Annotated in this window: 15 protein-coding genes; all 15 read left to right on the top strand. The window is 65.5% G+C overall.

What is annotated here, in order from left to right; genetic code table 11:
* The first annotated feature begins 67 nt into the window (after window positions 1-67).
* The 15 genes from wecB (at window position 68) to gspG (ending at window position 18766) form a co-directional block, all read left to right on the top strand.
* The gene (wecB, locus tag ASC94_RS25495) at window positions 68-1195 is read left to right on the top strand and encodes a non-hydrolyzing UDP-N-acetylglucosamine 2-epimerase (RefSeq protein ID WP_056402741.1); all 1128 of its coding nucleotides are present in this window, start codon (window positions 68-70) and stop codon (window positions 1193-1195) included.
* The gene (locus ASC94_RS25490) at window positions 1192-1929 is read left to right on the top strand and encodes a WecB/TagA/CpsF family glycosyltransferase (RefSeq protein WP_056402738.1); all 738 of its coding nucleotides are present in this window, start codon (window positions 1192-1194) and stop codon (window positions 1927-1929) included. Before wecB ends, ASC94_RS25490 begins: the two co-directional genes overlap by 4 nt.
* A gap of 30 nt (window positions 1930-1959) precedes the next feature.
* Window positions 1960-3240, top strand: coding sequence for a nucleotide sugar dehydrogenase (locus ASC94_RS25485; RefSeq protein WP_056402737.1), 1281 nt, complete (start codon window positions 1960-1962; stop codon window positions 3238-3240).
* A 50-nt stretch (window positions 3241-3290) separates the two neighbouring features.
* Window positions 3291-4433, top strand: a complete 1143-nt coding sequence (locus tag ASC94_RS25480; protein ID WP_056402734.1) for a sugar phosphate nucleotidyltransferase — start codon at window positions 3291-3293, stop codon at window positions 4431-4433.
* 17 nt (window positions 4434-4450) lie between these two features.
* Window positions 4451-5881, top strand: a complete 1431-nt coding sequence (locus ASC94_RS25475; RefSeq protein ID WP_056402731.1) for a mannose-1-phosphate guanylyltransferase/mannose-6-phosphate isomerase — start codon at window positions 4451-4453, stop codon at window positions 5879-5881.
* 314 nt (window positions 5882-6195) lie between these two features.
* On the top strand, window positions 6196-6738 hold the full coding sequence (locus tag ASC94_RS25470) for an FxDxF family PEP-CTERM protein (RefSeq protein WP_082616842.1): 543 nt from the start codon (window positions 6196-6198) through the stop codon (window positions 6736-6738).
* A 133-nt stretch (window positions 6739-6871) separates the two neighbouring features.
* Complete coding sequence (locus ASC94_RS25465) at window positions 6872-7882, top strand: TIGR03790 family protein (protein ID WP_229417408.1); 1011 nt, start codon at window positions 6872-6874, stop codon at window positions 7880-7882.
* A gap of 145 nt (window positions 7883-8027) precedes the next feature.
* Window positions 8028-11030: an ExeM/NucH family extracellular endonuclease gene (locus ASC94_RS25460; RefSeq protein WP_056402725.1), complete on the top strand. Its 3003-nt coding sequence runs from the start codon at window positions 8028-8030 to the stop codon at window positions 11028-11030.
* Window positions 11031-11042: 12 nt separating this feature from the next.
* Window positions 11043-11663, top strand: a complete 621-nt coding sequence (locus tag ASC94_RS25455; RefSeq protein ID WP_056402721.1) for an NF038129 family PEP-CTERM protein — start codon at window positions 11043-11045, stop codon at window positions 11661-11663.
* A gap of 177 nt (window positions 11664-11840) precedes the next feature.
* Window positions 11841-12593 carry a winged helix-turn-helix domain-containing protein gene (locus ASC94_RS25450; RefSeq protein WP_056402717.1) on the top strand — a complete coding sequence of 251 codons (753 nt, stop codon included), beginning with the start codon at window positions 11841-11843 and terminating at the stop codon, window positions 12591-12593.
* On the top strand, window positions 12593-13402 hold the full coding sequence (locus ASC94_RS25445) for a LuxR C-terminal-related transcriptional regulator (RefSeq protein WP_229417407.1): 810 nt from the start codon (window positions 12593-12595) through the stop codon (window positions 13400-13402). The genes ASC94_RS25450 and ASC94_RS25445 overlap by 1 nt, the downstream gene beginning before the upstream one ends.
* 64 nt (window positions 13403-13466) lie before the next feature.
* Window positions 13467-13964 (top strand): hypothetical protein, encoded by a 498-nt coding sequence (locus tag ASC94_RS25440; protein WP_157201591.1) that lies wholly within the window; start codon window positions 13467-13469, stop codon window positions 13962-13964.
* Window positions 13965-14229: 265 nt separating this feature from the next.
* Window positions 14230-14952 (top strand): NF038120 family PEP-CTERM protein, encoded by a 723-nt coding sequence (locus ASC94_RS25435; protein WP_056402715.1) that lies wholly within the window; start codon window positions 14230-14232, stop codon window positions 14950-14952.
* A 40-nt stretch (window positions 14953-14992) separates the two neighbouring features.
* Entirely contained in the window at window positions 14993-18172 is a 3180-nt protein-coding gene (locus tag ASC94_RS25430; protein WP_056402714.1) for a S8 family serine peptidase, read from the top strand.
* 150 nt (window positions 18173-18322) lie between these two features.
* Window positions 18323-18766: a type II secretion system major pseudopilin GspG gene (gene gspG, locus ASC94_RS25425; protein WP_056402711.1), complete on the top strand. Its 444-nt coding sequence runs from the start codon at window positions 18323-18325 to the stop codon at window positions 18764-18766.
* Window positions 18767-18804: the final 38 nt, after the last annotated feature.

The following is an 18804-nucleotide window of genomic DNA, read 5'->3' as shown; positions in this document are numbered from 1 at the left end:
GCGACAGGATTTGCTGCACTGCGATTAAGATGTTGTCTCTTTGATCTTTTTTATGCTTAGGAATGTTATGGCTATGATTTATCTGGTCGCCGGTGCGCGTCCGAACTTCATGAAAATCGCTCCCATCGTGCGCGCGCTGCAGGCGCACGGCGGGCTGTCGTTCAAGATCATTCATACCGGCCAGCACTATGACCGCGAGATGAACGACGTCTTCTTCGAAGAGCTCGGCATCCCCCAGCCCGACCTGTTCATGGCCGCCGGCGGCGGCAGCCACGCCCAGCAGACTGCCAAGATCATGCTGGCCTTCGAGGAATTGTGCATTGCACAGCGCCCGGACGCGGTGCTGGTGGTGGGCGACGTCAACTCCACGCTGGCCTGCTCCATTGTCGCCAAGAAGCTGACCATTCCGGTGGCCCACGTGGAAGCGGGGCTGCGCAGCGGCGACATGAGCATGCCCGAAGAGATCAACCGGCTGGTGACCGACAGCATCAGCGACTGGTTCTTCGTCACCGAGCCGAGCGCGGTGGAGCACCTGCGCCGCGAAGGCAAGCCTGAAGCGGCCGTGCACTACGTGGGCCACGTGATGGTGGACAACGTGCTGTTCCAGGCCAACAAGCTGGCCGCCAGCGGCGGCGCCGGCCTGGACAGCGCAGCCATCAAGGCGGACCTCGGCCTGTCCGGCGGCAAGCGCTACGGCGTGGTCACCCTGCACCGTCCCAGCAACGTGGACGATGCGGCCATGCTGGGCCAGCTGGCCGGCGCGCTGCGCGAGATCGCGCGCGAGCTGCCGCTGGTGTTCCCGGTGCACCCGCGCACCCGCGCCAACCTGGAAAAATTCGACATCAGCCTGGGCCCGGACATCACCCTGGTCGGCCCGCAAGGCTACATGGCCTTCCTCGACCTGTGGAAGGATGCCGCCCTGGTGTTGACCGACAGCGGCGGCCTGCAGGAAGAAACCACGGCGCTGGGCGTGCCCTGCGTCACCTTGCGCGAGAACACCGAGCGCCCGGTCACGGTGGAGGAGGGCACCAATGTGCTCGCCGGCACTTCGCCGCAAGCGATCACCGCCGCGGCCGCGCAAATCCTGCGCGGCGAGGGCAAGCAGGGCCGCCGCCCCCACCTGTGGGACGGCAAGGCCGCCGAGCGCATTGTCGCCGTGCTCGACAAGGAACTGACAAAGGAGCGAACGGTATGAGCCAACGCATCTCCATGATGGGCTGCCAGGTCGATAATCTGACGATGGAAGAGACCCTGCAGACAATCGACGGTTTCATCCAGAGCGGCAAGCCGCACCAGCACGTGGTGGTCAATGTCGACAAGCTGGTCAAGGCCGCGCACGACGCCGAGCTGCGCCGCATCATCAATGAATGCGCGCTGATCAACGTGGACGGCATGCCGGTGGTGTGGGCTTCGCGCCTGCTGGGCAAGCCGCTCAAGGAGCGCGTAGCCGGCGTGGACCTGTTCGAGGCGCTGATGCAGCGCTCGTCCAAGACTGGCTGGCGTGTGTTCCTGCTGGGGGCGCGCGAAGAAGTGGTGTCCGAGGTGAAGCGCCAGTACGAGATCAAATACCCGGGCCTGACCGTGTGCGGCTACCGCAACGGCTACTGGAAGCCCGAAGAGGAAGCCGGCGTGGTCGAGCAGATCCGCGCCGCCAAGGCCGACCTGCTGTTCGTTGCCATCAGCTCGCCCAAGAAAGAACACTTCCTGGGCCAGTACCAGGAACACATGAAGATCCCGTTCGCCATGGGCGTGGGCGGCACCTTCGACGTGGCGGTCGGCCGCGTCAAGCGCGCCCCGCTGTGGATGCAAAAGTCCGGGCTGGAATGGTTCTACCGTTTTCTGCAGGAACCGCGCCGTATGTTCCGGCGCTATTTTATCGAGGACATGGCCTTTGTCTGGCTGTTCCTCAAAGAAGCGGCACGCCGCTGATCAGCACCTCCAAACACTAGGATGAAGAATATGACGACAGTTGCAGTAATTGGCCTGGGCTACGTGGGCCTGCCTCTGGTGATCGAGTTCGGCAAGCATGGCCGCACCATCGGTTTTGATATCTCGCAAGCCAAGGTGGACGCTTGCCGCCACGGCACCGACCCATCGCGCGAACTGAGCGACGAACAGATGGCCGCCTCCGAACACGCCGAGTACACCGCCGATCCGGCCATGCTGGCCGAGGCCGACATCATCGTGGTGGCCGTGCCGACCCCGGTCGACAATGCGCACAATCCCGACTTCACCCCGCTGGTGGGCGCCAGCAAGAGCGTGGGCAAGCACATGAAGGACGGCGCCATCGTGGTCTACGAGTCCACCGTGTACCCGGGCGCCACCGAAGAAGTGTGCATCCCCGTGCTGGAGCAGGCCTCCGGCAAGAAATGGAAGGAAGGCTTCAACGTCGGCTACTCGCCCGAGCGCATCAACCCGGGCGACAAGCACCACACCCTGACCACCATCCTGAAAGTGGTGGCCGGCGACACGCCGGAGACGCTGGAAAAAGTGGCCCAGCTGTACGAGCGCATCGTGGTGCCCGGCGTGCACCGCTGCACCAGCATCAAGGCGGCCGAAGCGTGCAAGGTCATCGAGAACACCCAGCGCGACCTGAACATCGCCCTGATGAACGAGCTTGCCATCATCTTCGACAAGATCGGCATCGACACCTCGGAAGTGCTGCAGGCCGCCGGCACCAAGTGGAACTTCCTGAAATTCAGCCCCGGCCTGGTGGGCGGCCACTGCATCGGCGTCGATCCCTACTACCTGACCCACAAGGCCGAGCAGCTGGGCTACAACCCGCAGGTCATCCTGGCCGGCCGCCGCATCAACGACGGCATGGGTAAATATATTGCCGAGCAGACCGTCAAGAACATGATTGCCGCCGGCAGCTACATCAAGGGCGCGCGCGTGAACGTGCTGGGCCTGACCTTCAAGGAAAACTGCGCCGACCTGCGCAACTCCAAGGTGGGCGACGTGATCAACGAACTGCGCGACTTCGGCATCGAAGTATTCGTGCACGACCCGTATGCGGATGCCGACGAGGCCATGCACGAATACGGCGTGCGCCTGCACAGCTGGGACCAGCTGCCGCGCGCGGACGCGGTGGTGGCGGCGGTGTCGCATGCCGAGCTGCTGGCGCGCCCGGTCGAGGACATCCAGAAAAAACTCATCAAGGGCGGCTGCTTCATCGACGTCAAGGCGGCGTTCGATACGGCCGCGCTGAAAGACGCCGGACTGTGCGTCTGGCGCCTGTAAGCAACTGCACGGGGCCGCTTGCGGCCCTTTTTTAATTAAGGAGTGTACGCATGAAAGCAATGATATTGGCAGCCGGCAAGGGAACGCGCGTGCGCCCACTGACCTATGATTTACCGAAGCCCATGATTCCCATTCTGGGCAAGCCCGTCATGGCCTACCTGGTGGAGCACCTGGCCCGCTACGGCATCACGGAAATCATGGTCAACGTCAGCTATCTGCACGAGAAAATCGAGGAGTACTTCGGCGAGGGGCACCAGTTCGGCGTGCAGATCGGCTATTCCTTCGAGGGCTACACCAATAACGACGGCGAAGTGGTGCCTGAACCGCTGGGTTCGGCCGGCGGCATCAAGAAGATCCAGGAATTCGGCGGCTTCTTCGACGACACCACCATCGTGCTGTGCGGCGACGCCATCATCGACCTGGACATCAAGTCGGCCCTGTTCGAGCACCGCCGCAAGGGCGCCCTGGCCTCCGTCATCACGCGCGAAGTACCATGGGACAAGGTGCCCAGCTACGGCGTGGTGGTCACCGACGCCGACGGCCGCATCCGCGCCTTCCAGGAAAAGCCCACGCAGGAAGAGGCGCTGTCGAACTTCGCCAGCACCGGCATCTACATCTTCGAGCCGGAAGTGATCGACCTGATCCCGACCGACCGGCCGTTCGACATCGGCTCCGAACTGTTCCCGCTGCTGGCTGAAAAAGGCTTGCCTTTCTTCGCGCAGCAGCGCAAATTCAACTGGATCGACATCGGCAGCGTCAAGGATTACTGGGAAGTGCTGCAAAGCGTGCTGCTGGGCGAGGTGGAAAACATGAAAGTGCCCGGCATCCAGGTAGACGAGGGCCTGTGGGTCGGCCTGAACACCAGCATCGACTGGAGCGGCGGCACCAGGATCGAGGGGCCGGTCTACATCGGCTCCGGCGCCAAGGTGGACGCCGGGGCCCACATCGTGGGACCGACGTGGATAGGCCACGGCAGCCACGTCTGCAGCGGCGCGGAGGTGGTGCGAAGTGTGTTGTTCGAATATACTCGCGTGTTACCGGATGTTACCTTGGAAGAATTGATTGTCTTCAAGGATTATAGTGTCGACCGAGCAGGTGAAATGAAGCACGTTTCAGAATATGAAACGGGCGAATGGGCCAACGCCCGTGACCGCCGTCGCCGCCGCAGGCAAGAAGAATTACTCTATAAATAAAATTGGATCGTTACTGAATGAAAATTTATCCCGTCATACTGTCCGGCGGCGCCGGCACCCGTTTGTGGCCGCTGTCGCGCGCCGTGCTGCCCAAGCAGCTGTTGCCGCTGGTGGCCGACAAGACCATGCTGCAGGAAACCGCGCTGCGCGTGGCCGGCCGCGCGCCCAGCGCCACCGTGGAACTGATGCAGCCGCTGATCGTGTGCGGCAACGAGCACCGTTTCCTGGTCGCCGAACAGATGCGGGAAATCAACATCAAGCCGCTGGGCATCTTGCTGGAGCCGGTGGGCCGCAACACCGCGCCGGCCGTGGCTGCCGCCGCCCACTACCTGAAGGGCATCGACGCCGACGCCATCATGCTGGTGTTGCCGGCCGACCACGTCATCAATGACGTGGCCGCCTTCCACCAGGCGGTGGAACGCGCGCTGATGCTGGTCAAGGACGGCTCGCTGGCCACCTTCGGCATCGTGCCGACCGCGCCGGAAACCGGCTATGGCTACATTCAGAGCGGCGCCGGCGCCGGCGCCGAGCAATGCTACAAGGTGGACCGCTTTGTCGAGAAGCCGAACCGCGAAACCGCCGAAGCCTTCGTTGCTGCCGGCAATTACTACTGGAACAGCGGCATGTTCCTGTTCCGCGCCGACGCCTACATCGCCGAACTGGCCAAGTTCCAGCCGGCCATCGCCGCTGCCGCCGAGGCGGCCGTGCAGAAGGATTACCGCGACCTGGACTTCTGCCGCCTGGACGAAGCCGCCTTCACGGCTTGCCCGTCGGACTCGATCGACTACGCCGTGATGGAAAAGACCCAGCACGCCGTGGTGGTGCCGGCCGACATCGGCTGGAACGACGTCGGTTCCTGGTCCGCGCTGCATGACGTGCTGCCGAAGGACGCGAACGGCAACGTCACCCGCGGCGACGTCTACCTGGACGACGTGCAGGGCACCCTGGTGCGCGCCGAGAGCCGCATCGTGGCGGTGGTGGGCGTCAAGGACCTGGTGGTGGTGGAGACCAATGACGCCGTGCTGGTGGCCCACAAGAACCAGGTGCAGCGCGTCAAGCAGATCGTCGACCACCTGAAGACCAAGGACCGCACCGAACACCTGCACCACACCAAGGTGTACCGTCCGTGGGGCTGCTACGAGGGCATCGACATCGGCGAGCGCTTCCAGGTCAAGCGCATCACGGTCAATCCGGGCGGCAAGCTGTCGCTGCAGATGCACCACCATCGCGCTGAACACTGGATCGTGGTGAGCGGCACCGCGCGTGTCACCTGCGGCGAGAAAGTCACGCTGCTGACTGAAAACGAATCGACCTACATTCCAATCGGTATGAACCACCGCCTGGAAAATCCAGGCAAACTGCCGCTGCACCTGATCGAAGTGCAGTCCGGCAGCTACCTGGGCGAAGACGACATCGTGCGCTTCGAAGACGTGTATCAGCGCACCTGAACTGGCGGGTGAACAACAGAAAAAGGGGCTGCGGCCCCTTTTTTTCGTCCGCACGCCGGACCGGGCCCTTCAACTATGGCTTGCATTTTTGTAGGCTCAATCCTACCCCGTTGCGCGTACCGGCCGCGAAGCCCCTAACTGTCGGGCTTGCAAGCCACTTTGCGCCCAAAATTTACGTAAGGCATTGTTTTTGAACGGAAATTTTTTAGTGATTCCTGATTAATGTTTCGTTTTCATCATGCTAGGATGGTGATGCAGTCTTGTGCGCACTCGACAGCTTTTCGAGCCACCCATCTTTTTAAACGGGGTTACATATGACCAAAACCAAAACCATCCTGGCCGCGCTGGCCCTGGTTGGCGCCACTGCCGGCGGCAGCCTGGCGCACGCCGCCGACATCAGTCAAACCACCGCTGCCTCGCTGACCGGCAACACGGCGCACTTCGGCCGTGACCTGACCGCCTACAGCGTTGGCGACCTGTTCACCGACCGCTTCACCTTCACCAGCGGCAACCTCAGCAACTTCGTGGGCGGCGTCATTTCCGTCTCGCCAGGTGCCGGTCCGGCCAAGAACCTCGATATCACCGGCCTGAGCCTGTACAACGCGCTGGGCGAAGTGGTTGCCGGCACCAACCATGGCAACGGCGCAGCCGACGTCTGGACCATCAAATCGATGGGCCCGCTGACTGCGGACAGCTACTACCTGCAAGTGAGCGGCACCGTGCTGTCGACCAATGACGCCAGCTACGCCGGCCACCTGACCCTGGCGCCGGTACCGGAGCCAGCGACCTACGGCATGATGCTGGGCGGCCTGGGCGTACTGGGCTTCCTGGCCCGCCGCCGCAAGAACCAGGCTTGAGAAGATCAAGCTTGATCCATCAGGCTTGATGCATCAGGCTTGATCCAGGCGAATGATGCGGCGCCCGAGGGCGCTATAATCGGAACGGAAGCTGCGGCTTCCGTTTTTTCGTCAGGAGATCCTTATTCGCTTATTGTCCCCCCTCGCGGCCACTGCCGCCGCGCTCTGCCTTGCCGGCGTTCCGGCGCAGGCCGCCATCCTGCCAGCCCAGCTGGCCGTGGTCGTCAACGACGACGATCCCAACAGCGTGCAGGTGGCCGAGTTCTACCGCCAGAAGCGCGGCATCCCGGCCGGCAACATGGTGCACGTGCACATTCCGGACAAGCCGCGCAAGCTCAGCGCCGCGCAATTCCGCCAGCTCAAGGACGACATCGACGCCAAACTCGGCCCCGAAATCCAGGCCGTGCTGATGGTGTGGACGGCCCCCTACGCGGTCGAGTGCAACGGCATCACTGCCGCCTATGCGCTGGGCCTGGACAGCGGCCTGTGCGCCAAGACCTGCCAGCCCAGCAAGCCCAGTCCGTATTTCAACGCGTCCGGGCCCGCCATGGCCCAGCCTTTCAGTGCGCTTGGCATGCGCCTGGCCATGCTGCTGCCCGCCGATTCGGTGGAGGAGGCCAAGGAACTGATAGGGCGGGGCGTGGCCAGCGGCTTCCGCGTGCCGGCCGCAGGCGCCTACTACCTGGCCACCAGCGAAGCGCAGCGCAACAGCCGCGTGCCGTTCTATCCGCGCGCCGGCGTGCTGGCGCAGCGCAAGCTCACCATCCACAACCAGAAAGCGGACGCGCTGGAAGGCGCGCGCGACATCATGGTCTACCAGACCGGCATGGCCAAAGTGGACAAGCTCGACACGCTGGCGTTCCTGCCCGGCGCGCTGGCCGACCACCTGACTTCCTTCGGCGGCGACCTGTACGGCACCACCCAGATGAGCAGCCTGCGCTGGCTGGAGGCGGGCGCCACGGCCAGTTACGGCACCGTCAGCGAACCCTGCAATTACTGGCAGAAATTCCCGCATCCGGCCGTGCTGCTGCGCCATTACCTGAACGGCGACAGCGCCATCGAGGCGTACTGGAAAAGCGTGTCCTGGCCGGCGCAGGGCGTGTTCATCGGTGAGCCGCTGGCGGCGCCGTACCGCAAGCCCTGAACCGCTCGCGGGACATTTGTTGGGTCATTACAACTTTAGTCCGTTCGGACTAATGACAAGTCATCAATCCGTCATGTGATTATATTAATATGCGGATAGCAACTATAAAGTCATTTTGTTAATACCCTCCAGATCAGGACCGCATATGAACCTTTCCGCTCCCGCCGTGCCAGGCCGCCTCACCGTCCTGGCCGCCTTGTTGGCCAGCCTGTCCGCACCCGCCCTGGCCGATTCGGCCGTCGTCATCAGCCAGGTGTACGGCGCGGGCGGCAACGGCACCGGCACCACCGCCGCGCTGCTGAAGCACGACTTCATCGAACTGTACAACCGCAGCACGTCGGCGGTGTCGCTGAACGGCTGGAGTGTGCAGTATGCCTCGGCCAGCGGCAGCAGCTGGCAGGTTACGCCGCTGACCAACGTCATGCTGCAGCCGGGCCAGTACTACATGGTCCAGCAGGGCGCAGGCGCGGGCGGCACGCCCACCACCGTCACCGCCGACAAGGTCGGCACCACCCTGATGGCGGCCGGCGCCGGCAAGGTTGCGCTGAGCAGCAGCACCACCGCCTTCACGGTGACCAACCCGAGCGGCGCGGCGCTGGTCGACCTGGTCGGCTACGGCAGCAGCGCCAACTTCGCCGAAGGCGGCACGCCTACCGGTACGCTGGGCAACCTGACCGCCGCGCTGCGCAAGGGCAACGGCTGCACCGACAGCGACAACAACGGCGCCGACTTTGAAGTGCTGCCGCCGAATCCGCGCAACAGCGCCGTGATCCAGGCCTGCGGCGCCACGGTGGTCAAGCCCATCGTGCCCACCTGCCCATCGACGCTCTCCGTGGCCCAGGGCTACAGCGGCAGCGTGCCGCTCACCGCCACCGATGAAGACAGCATCGTTACCGCCGCCAGCATCACGGCCGGCGCCACCACCGGCATCAGCCTGGACGGCTTCAGCGCCGCCGGCGCCATCGGCGGCACCGCCAGCGTGAACCTGAGCGCGGCGGCCAGCCTGGCCGTGGGCAGCTACCCGGTCACCATCCAGTTCGCCAACGACGGCAACCAGTTCGCCACCTGCCCGGTCACCGTGAAAGTGACGGGCCTGGCCAACGTGTCCATGACCATCCCGCAAATCCAGGGCGCCAACCCGGGCGACGGGCCCAGCCCGGTTGCCAACACCGTGCAGACCGCCGAAGGCGTGGTCACGCTGAAAGTGTCGAACGGCTTCTTCATGCAGGACGCCGCTGGCGACAACGATCCCACCAGCTCGGACGGCATCTTCGTGTACACCGTCACCGCGCCCACGGTGCAGGTGGGGCAGATCGCCCGCGTTACCGGCCTGGTGTTCGAATACACGCCGACCGGCGCCAAGCGCTCCTACACCGAGTTCAAGGACGTGACCGCCGTGGTGCCGATGGGCGACGGCCCGGCCATCACGCCCGCCAACGTGGAGCTGGGCGCCAACCTGGCACAGTACGAAGGCATGCTGGTGCGCTTCACCCGTCCGCTCACCGTCAACCAGGCTGAATTCCTGGGCGACCGGGGCGAGCTGACCCTGGCCAACGGCCGCCTGGAAGTGCCGACCAACCGCTACCCCGCGCGCACGCCGGAAGCGTACGCGCTGGCCGCGTCCAACGCGGCCGGCATGATAGTGCTGGACGACGGCCTGTTCGTCACCCCTGCCACCATTCCCTACATCGGCCAGGACGGCACCGTGCGCGTGGGCGACACGGTCACCGACCTGGTGGGCGTGATCGACTTCGGCGCCGTGGGCGGCAGCACCACCGCCTTCAAGCTGCAGCCGACCGCCGCGCCGGTCTTCTCGCGCAGCAATCCGCGCGAAGACGCGCCCGCGCTGGCTGCCGGCAACGTGAAAGTAGCCAGCGCCAACGTGCTCAACTTCTTCACCACCTTCACCAACGGCCGCAATGTGGAAGGCCAGACCGGGCAGGGCTGCAAGATCGGCAATACGACCACGGCGGGCAACTGCCGCGGCGCCGACAATATGGAAGAGTTCGTGCGCCAGCGCGACAAGATCGTGGCCGAACTGAAAGCCATCGACGCCGACGTCTATGGCCTGATGGAAATCCAGAACAACGGCGAATACGCGGTCACCTACCTGACCAATGCGCTGAACGCCGCGGTCGGTTCCAACGCCTACGCCGTGGTGCCGGCGCCAGCGGCCACCGGCACCGACGCCATCCGCGTCGCGATGATCTACAAGCCCTCCAAACTGACCCTGGTGGGCGGCGCGCTGTCCGATGCCGACGCCGTCAACAACCGTCCGCCGATGGCGCAAACCTTCCAGGCCGCCAACGGCGAGAAGTTCTCGCTGGTGGTGAACCACCTGAAGTCGAAGGGCAGCTGCCCCTCCGGCAGCGGGCTGGACGCGGACCAGGGCGACAGCCAGGGCTGCTGGAACAACACCCGCAAGCTGCAGGCCGCGCGCCTGGTGAACACCTTCGTGCCGCAAGTGGCCGCAGCCGCCGGCGACCCGGACGTGCTGCTGATCGGCGACATGAACTCCTACGGCATGGAAGACCCGGTGTTCGTGATGACCAACGCCGGTTTCGTCAACCAGCTGGAGCGCTACGTGCGCCCGAACGGCACGCCGTACTCCTACGTATTCGGCAGCAACAGCGGCTACCTGGACCACGCGCTGGCCAGCGGCTCGCTGAGCCCGCAGGTGGCCGGCGCCGCCGAATGGCACGTCAACGCGGACGAACCGACCGTGATCGACTACAACAAGGACGGCAAGCCGCAAGACCTGTACAACGCGCTGGCCTACCGCGCGTCCGACCATGATCCGGTGGTGGTGAGCCTGAACCTGCAGCCGAAGTTCATCGATATGAGCGGCAGCGTCAAGTTCGTGCAGCAGGGCACGGTTTACAACCGCTTTACCCAGAAGTCCTCCGGCGTGATTACCGTGACCAACAACGGCAGCACGCCGCTGAACGGCCCGTTCCAGTTGCAGCTGAACGGACTGGCCAACGGCTTGGTGCTGGACAACGCCAGCGGCAGTTTCCGCGGCGCGCCTTACATCACGCTGGGCGGCACCCTGGCGCCCGGCGCCACCATGACGGTCGCGCTGACCTTCAGCAATCCGAACAAAGCGGTCGTGACCTACACGCCCAAGTTTTACACCGGCACTTTTTAAGGACATCCAGCCATGAGCAACTTCTTCAACAAAACCCTGCGCCGCGCCGCGCTGACCCTGGTGCTGGCAGCCGTCAGTACCCTGGCTTCGGCCGGCGTAATGGTGTCGATCGACACGAAAACCTTCGGCGTTGCCAACGGCTACCTGGACTTCCAGTTCAGCTCGCCCGGCAACGGCGTGGAGGCAACCGCGCTGATGTCCAATCTGGCTGGCTTCGGCAGCGCCACCGTTGATTACATCGAGAACGTGACGCCGCAGGCGGGCGGCTATCTGTTCAGCAACCTGGCATTTAACGAGCTGGCTTTCGCGCTTGATTTCAACTCAGTGCTGTCGTTCGATCTGAGCTTTGCTGGCGCGGCCGATCCGGTGTCCGGCTACATCTCCAACTTCAGCATCACCGCCTTCGACAACCTGGGCAATTGGGTCGGCAATTACGACCCTGTGACCGGCGCCATCGCGCAGTACCTGTGGACCCCGCCGACCGTGCCGGGCGGCAGCGGTTCAATCGGCAATGGCCCTGGCGATCCAGGCGCCGTCACCACGGTGCCGGAGCCGTCCGACTGGCTGCTCAGCGGTACCGGCCTGGCGCTGATGGCGCTGGTGCTGCGCCGCCGCCGCAGCAGCGCGCGCTAAAGCGCTGTTGTGCCCGCGCACCGGCGGTGCGCGCGAGCCTGCTGGCACCCGAGGCGCCGTTCCGCAAGGGGCGGCGCCTTTTTCCATGGTGCAGCAGGTATTTAGTCGGAAAAACTATGAATTGCGCAATTAAATTGTATTAGTGCGTGCCATCGGGGCTGATGCATAGTGAAGTTTATGCCGCCGCCCATCCTGATCATCGACTGCGACCCACAGGTCCAGCAACTGCTGGCGCTGAATTTGCGCCAGGCCGGCCACCAGCCGCTGTGCGCGCTCGATGCCGAGAGCGCGCTGCTGATGCTGGAGTCGCTTGCGCCGGAACTGCTGCTGCTCGAATGGGACTTGCCCGGCCAGTCCGGCCTGGCCTTGCTGCGCCGCCTGCGCGCCACGCCGCGCAGCGCCGGCCTGCCCGTGATCATGCTCACCGCCCGCAGCGCCGAGGCCGACAAGATCCTGGCGCTGGAAAGCGGCGCCGACGACTACATCACCAAGCCCTTCAGCCCGCGCGAAACGCTGGCCCGCATGCATGCCGTGCTGCGCCGCCAGGCGCATGCGGCAGCGCAGCTGGCGGCGCAGGCCGCGCACGCCGGGGCAGGGGCCGGGACGATACAGCTGGCCGCGCTGCGGCTGGAAGCGGCCACCCAGCGCGTGGTGGCGGCCGGCCGGCAGCTCAGCCTGGGGCGGGTGGACTTCCGCCTGCTGCAGTTCCTGATGCAGCATCCTGAGCGCGTCTACAGCCGGGCGCAATTGCTGGACCTGGTGTGGGGCGCCGACGCGTGCGTCGACGAGCGCACCGTGGACGCCCACGTCGGCCGCCTGCGCAGCGCCCTGCAGCCCAGCGGCCACCACGACCACATCGAAACCGTGCGCGGCAGCGGCTACCGCTTCACCGCTTGCACCGCCGCCGGCAGCGCCGCCGTGCCGGCCTGATGAGCCGGCCACCCGCCATGCAGCAGGCCGTCATCCTGAGCAAGCTGGAGCAAGAGTATCTGCTGGGCGCCGTCGACGCATCGCTGTCGGTGCGCGAGCTGCGCAGCTATTTCCTGTGGGCGCAGGGCCAGCTGCAGGCGCTGCTGCCGCATCAGGTCATGGTCTGCATGCAGTTCGCGCCAGTGGGCGGCAGGCATGGCGCCCTGAGCCGCATCGAGTGCCTGCACGGCACCGTGCTCGATAATGACGTGCTGGCGCACCTGGCCGATCCGGCCCGGGGACTGGCGCTGCGCCTGGCCCGCCACGCCTGTATCCACGGCGCGCACGCCCGGCCGGCCGCACTGGAGGCGGCGCCGCCGCGCGGCACCAGTGCGGACCCCTGGGATGCATTCGCGCCAGAACTGCTGCGGCTCGGCTTCGCCAATGTGCTGCTGCACGGCAGTGGCGCGCTGCCCGGCGGCAGCACCTGCTTTGCGCTGTTCGGCATGCCGCAGCGGCCGGGGCCGCGCCAGGCATACTTCATTGAACTGCTGCTGCCCCATCTGCATCTGGCGCTGTTGCGGCTGGAGAGCCAATCGCCGGCCGCACCTGCCGAGCGCGCTGTCAGCCGGCGCGAAATGGAAATCCTGCATTGGGTCAGGGAAGGCAAGAGCAACACCGAAGTCGGCCAGATCCTGGGCATCAGCGGCCTCACGGTGAAGAACCACCTGCAGCGCATCTACAAGACGCTGGGCGTGAGCAACCGTACCCAGGCGGTGGCGCGCGGCATGGCACTGAGCCTGCTGGACGGAGGCGCGCGGCGCGCTTGACGCGGCGGCCGCACAAGCACATGATGGCACATCCCAACCTGGCCGGCCTCTTGCCGCCACCGCCATGCGACCAACCCTGCTTCTTGCACTAGCCGCCGCCAGCGTCTTGCTGGGCTGCGCCGCCTCGGCCGGCAGCGGCGCCGGCACAGCCGCCGCCAACGGCGCGCAGCCCGTGCCGCCAGTGCCCGTGACGGCGCCGGCTACAGTGGCTGGCTCAGTGGCTGGCTCAGCGGCCGGTACGGCGGGCGCGCCGGAATTGCTGCAGCGCCTGCGCGCCCTGGAAACTGCATCCGCCTGCCGCGCTGCGAGCGATTGCCGCGCGGTGCCGGTCGGTGCCCGCCTGTGCGGCGGGCCGTCCGCATGGCTGGCCGTTTCCGCTGCGCGCCTGCCCGAAGCTGCACCGCTTGCCGAGCGCTACACCGCGTTGCGCAAGGCGGCCAACGCAGACGCCGAAAAACAGGGCAGGGTGTCCACCTGCCAGGTTATTGTCGAACCTGCCGTCGGCTGCGCCGGCGGCTTGTGCCGCACCTTGCCCAGCGCGCCGTCCGGCCGCGCTGACTGATCTCCCCGCCCGAGCCGCAGCGTGAACCTGCTTCACGCGGCTGGCTTTTTTGTCGGAAAATCTTACAGTTTGACTTCCTTGCAATCATGATGTCTCGGCAACTTCCTGATTCTTTTGAAAATATTTCATGGGCACGTTTAATGCTTGTACGAGCAGACTCAACTAGGGGAGTGGTTGGGGCGGGCAAGTTGTCTATCCATAAGACAAGACAACTTTCTAAAAATTAATAGACCATTTATATCCAGGGGATTCCGTGGCTAAATTTATGACAAGCGGTACGAGCAAACTGTTCAAAAAAGCGGCATGCGTTGCGGCGCTAGCAGCAAGCAGCTTTGCCCAAGCGGGAGTAATCAATTTTGAAAGCGGCTTTGAAGACTCGCCGCTGCTGTACGCAGGCGGCGTGGTGCAAACCGGCGATTTCTGGATCGAGACCTATGCCTACGGCAACACACAGACCACCGACCTGGCTGGCGTGATCATCGACGGTTCCGACAACGGCCTGTGCTTCTCCGGCGGCTGCCCGGTCAACAACCCGACCAACTACTACGCCGGCCTGAACGACGGCTACCTGTACTTCGGCCTGAACAGCGGCAACAATTTCCGCCTGGGCAGCCTGCAGGCGAGCTACATCGGCGCCGACGGCACCACCTTCCCCGGCACCGCCGGCGCGCTGCTGATCCAGGGCTTCAACGCACTCAACCAGGCCGTGGGCAGCGCCCAGACCATCTTCCTGCCGGGCCCGACCGGCGGCGCCTTCAATTTCGCCACCTACGACCTGTCGCCCCTGTCGGGCTATGAGTTTAACTACGTGCGCATTTACGGCTACGGCTGCGACTTCAGCGGCAATTGCAGCCGCACCACCGGCATCGGCAACATTGCGCTCGATAACATCACCACCATCCCGGAACCCACCAGCATCGCCTTGTTCGGCCTCGGCCTCGGCGTGATCGGCCTGCGCGCGCTGTCGCGCCGCCGCCGTTCGGCTTGAGCCTGCGCTGTTCCATTCTTAATTCATTCCGGGAAAAACCATGAACCTGAACCTGCGTCCAATTTCCATGGCCGTGCTGGCATTGCTGTCCAGCCTGACCATCACCGCCACCGCGCAAGAACAACGCCGCACCTACATCGTGCAGCTGCAAGACCAGCCTGCCGCCACCTATAGCGGCGGCGTCACCGGCCTGGCCGCCACCCAGCCGGCACCCGGCGAGGTGTTCGACTTCCGCGCCCCCAGCGTGCAGGAATACATCCGCTACCTGGGCGAGCGCAAGACCGAGGTGCTGGCCAGCGTCGGCAACCCGACCGTGGTCGCCAACTTCGACGTGGTGATGAACGGCTTTGCCGTGCAGCTGACCGATGCCGAGGTGCTGGCGCTGAAATCGAATCCTGCCGTGGCCGACGTGCAGGCCGACGCCGCCCGCCGCGTCGACACCATTTCCACCGCGCGTTTCCTGGGCCTGAGCACGGCCGGCGGCCTGTGGTCCAAATTCACCGGCGGCCAGCTGGTGAAGGGCGAGAACATGGTGATCGGCGTGGTCGACAGCGGCATCTGGCCGGAAAACCCGGCCTTCGCCGACCGCGTCGACGCCGACGGCAACCCGACCTTCGACGGCTCGGGCACCCTGGCTTACCTCAGCCCGCCGGCCACCTTCAAGGGCGGCTGCCAGAGCGGCGAGGGCTTTGACGCCGGTCTGCATTGCAACAACAAGCTGATCGGCGCCAAGTACTACAACGCCGGCTTCCTGGCCTCGCCCAACGGTTCCAAGAAGAACTGGAGCGAATTCTATTCGCCGCGCGACTCCAACATCGGCAGCAATGGCGTGTCCACCGGGCATGGCGGCCACGGCAGCCACACGGCGTCCACCGCCGCCGGCAACTCGGGCGCCTTTGCCACCGTGAACGGCGTGCCGATGGGCCCGAGCACCGGCATGGCGCCGCGCGCGCGCATCGCCGCCTACAAAGTGTGCTGGACCTTCGACGATCCCACCGCCGACGACGGCACCAACGCCAGCAACACCTGCTACAACTCGGACTCGGTGCTGGCCATCGACGACGCCGTCAAGGATGGCGTGAACGTCATCAACTACTCGATCAGCGGCTCGCAGACCTCGGTCAACGATCCGGTCGAACAGGCTTTCTACCGCGCATCGCTGGCGGGCGTGTTCGTGGCCGCGTCGGCCGGCAACAGCGGTCCCGCGCAGGCGGTGGCCCACGTCAGCCCATGGCTGACCACGGTAGCCGCCTCCACCCATGACCGCAGCACCCGCGCCGACGTCACCCTGGGCAGCGGCACCAAGTACAGCGGCGCATCGCTGAACGTGAACCCGCTGTCGTCCGCGCCGCTGGTCCGCGCGGAAGACGCAGGCCTGGGCGGCGGCGACGCCAGCCTGTGCTTCAGCGACGGCGGCGCTGCCGCCGGCTTCAACCAGGTCAAGCTGGACCCGGCCAAGGTGGGCGGTAAGGTGGTGATCTGCACGCGCGGCGAAAACGCCCGCGTCGACAAGAGCCTGGCCGTGCAGCAAGCCGGCGGTATCGGCATGGTCCTGGCCGACAACGGCGGCGGCCTGGTGTCGGAAGCGCATTCCGTGCCGAGCGTGCACGTGTCGGCTGCCGACGGTGCGGCCATCAAGGCTTACGCGGCAGCGCAGGCGGCCAACGCCAGCGCGGCCATCAGCGCCTTTGCCATCAAGACCGCGCCGGCGCCCATCATGGCCGGCTTCTCCTCGCGCGGCCCGAACGCGGGTGACAGCAATATGCTCAAGCCCGACCTGACCGCGCCCGGCGTGGACGTGATCGCCAGCGTCACCGCCGCGCTGACCCCGGCCGAGCACGCGCTGGTTGCGGCCGGCACCATGGTGCCGCCGCCTGCTTACGCGTCCTACCAGGGCACCTCGATGTCCAGCCCGCACGTTGCCGGCCTCGGCCTGCTGCTGCGCCAGCTGCATCCGGACTGGTCGCCTGCCGCCATCAAGTCGGCGCTGATGACCACCGCCTTCACCACCCTGAACGACGGCCTGGCCGGCGCGCAGAACGGCCTGCTGCCGTGGGCGCAGGGCGCCGGCCACGTCGACCCCAACAAGGCCGCCGATCCGGGCCTGGTGTACGACGCCAAGAAGGCCGATTACGTGGCCTACCAGTGCAAGGTGAACAAGGCCGCCGTGCAGCCGCAAAGCGACTGCATCACCTACGGCACGCTGGACGAGACCTACAACCTGAACCTGCCTTCGATCACCGTGGGCGGCGTGCAGACCTCGGTCACGGTGCGCCGTTCGGTGACCAATGTGGGCGGCGCCAGCGCCACCTACAACGCCACCGCCGCGGTGCCCGGCTTCACCACCGTGGTGACCCCGTCCACCCTGACGCTGGCGCCGGGCGAAACCGCCGCCTTCACCGTCAAGCTGACCCCGGCCGGCGCCGCCAGCGGCGTCTGGAACTTCGGCAGCCTGAGCTGGACCGACGGCAGCCACGTGGTGCGCAGCCCGATCCAGGCCCGCACCGGCAAGTCCATCGCGTCGCCGGCGCAGCTGAGCGGCGACAAACCGTCGGGCACCCGCCTGTTCCCGGTCAAAGCCACCTTCAACGGCCGCATGACGGCGCTCAAGGGCGGTCTGAAAGCGCCGACCGTGGGCGAGGCGGTCACGCTGGCGCCAGCCGCGATGAGCTCGGCCAACCTGAAGGCGGCCTGTGCTGCCGGCACCGACCTGCCGAACGTCAAGGTGTACAACGTGGCGGTGCCGGCCGGCACCGTGGCGGCCCGCTTCGCGCTGCGCGACCAGGACACCAGCACGGCAGGCGACGACAACGACATGGGCGTGCTGACCCCGTCCGGCGCCTGGGGCTACTCGGGCAATAACGGCAGCAACGAATCGGTGCAGCTTGCCTCGCCGGACGCGGGCAACTACAAGGTCTGCGTGGTGGCCTACGGCGGCGGCGACAGCATGACGCACAAGCTGCTCTCCACCGTGGTGACCACCGCCGACCTGGGCGGCAAGTTCACCGTGGCGCTGCCAGGCAAAGTGGTGGCCAATACCGCCGCCACCGTGGCCGTCACCTGGTCCGGCCTGGCCAACGACACCGCTTACCTGGGCGGTGTGCAGTTCCAGGATCTGAGCGGCAACGTGCAGACCACCACCGTCATCAACGTGAACACCGGCACCGCCTCCATCCCTGTGGCGGAAACGGAACGCACGCGCAGCAAGCTGGTCGACTGATCGCCCGGCTGATCACCGCCAGCCTGCCGTAAGCAGCCGCACAGGCCCAGCCTGTGCGGCTTTTTTATTGCGGAAAACGTTGTCGAAAGCTTAAACCGCGTGGTAGGCTAGGCGGTTTCAGGCTTCCGCCGCAAAAAAGGAGTTGTTCGGATGCACGCAGCACTGCTACAAGGCAATAAAGCGCCACGCCGCGCCCCCGGTTTCACCTTGCTGGAACTGCTGGTGGTGATTGTCATCATCGGTTTGCTGGCGGCCTATGTCGGTCCCAAATACTTCTCCCAGCTGGGCAAGTCGGAAGTGACGATCGCCAAGGCGCAGATCGAAGCGTTTGAAAAATCGCTCGACACCTACCGCCTGGACGTGGGCCGCTACCCGAGCGCGGAAGAGGGCCTGGGCGCGCTGCTGGCGGCGCCCGCCTCGGCCGGCGCCAAGTGGAACGGCCCCTACCTGAAAAAGGGCGTGCCGCCCGATCCGTGGGGCAAGCCTTACCAATACCGCGCCCCCGGCACCAAGGGCGAATATGAAATCCTTTCCCTGGGCAAGGATGGCCAGCCCGGCGGCACCGGCGAAGACGCCGACATCACGTCGCAATAACGCCACTGCCCGCAACCCTCAGCACACCGGCTCCTCCC

The sequence above is a fragment of the Massilia sp. Root418 genome (genome assembly GCF_001425265.1).
Classification (GTDB): domain Bacteria; phylum Pseudomonadota; class Gammaproteobacteria; order Burkholderiales; family Burkholderiaceae_D; genus Rugamonas.
Note: the sequence above shows the minus strand (reverse complement) of the source record. Positions and strands in the feature narration are given on the sequence as shown.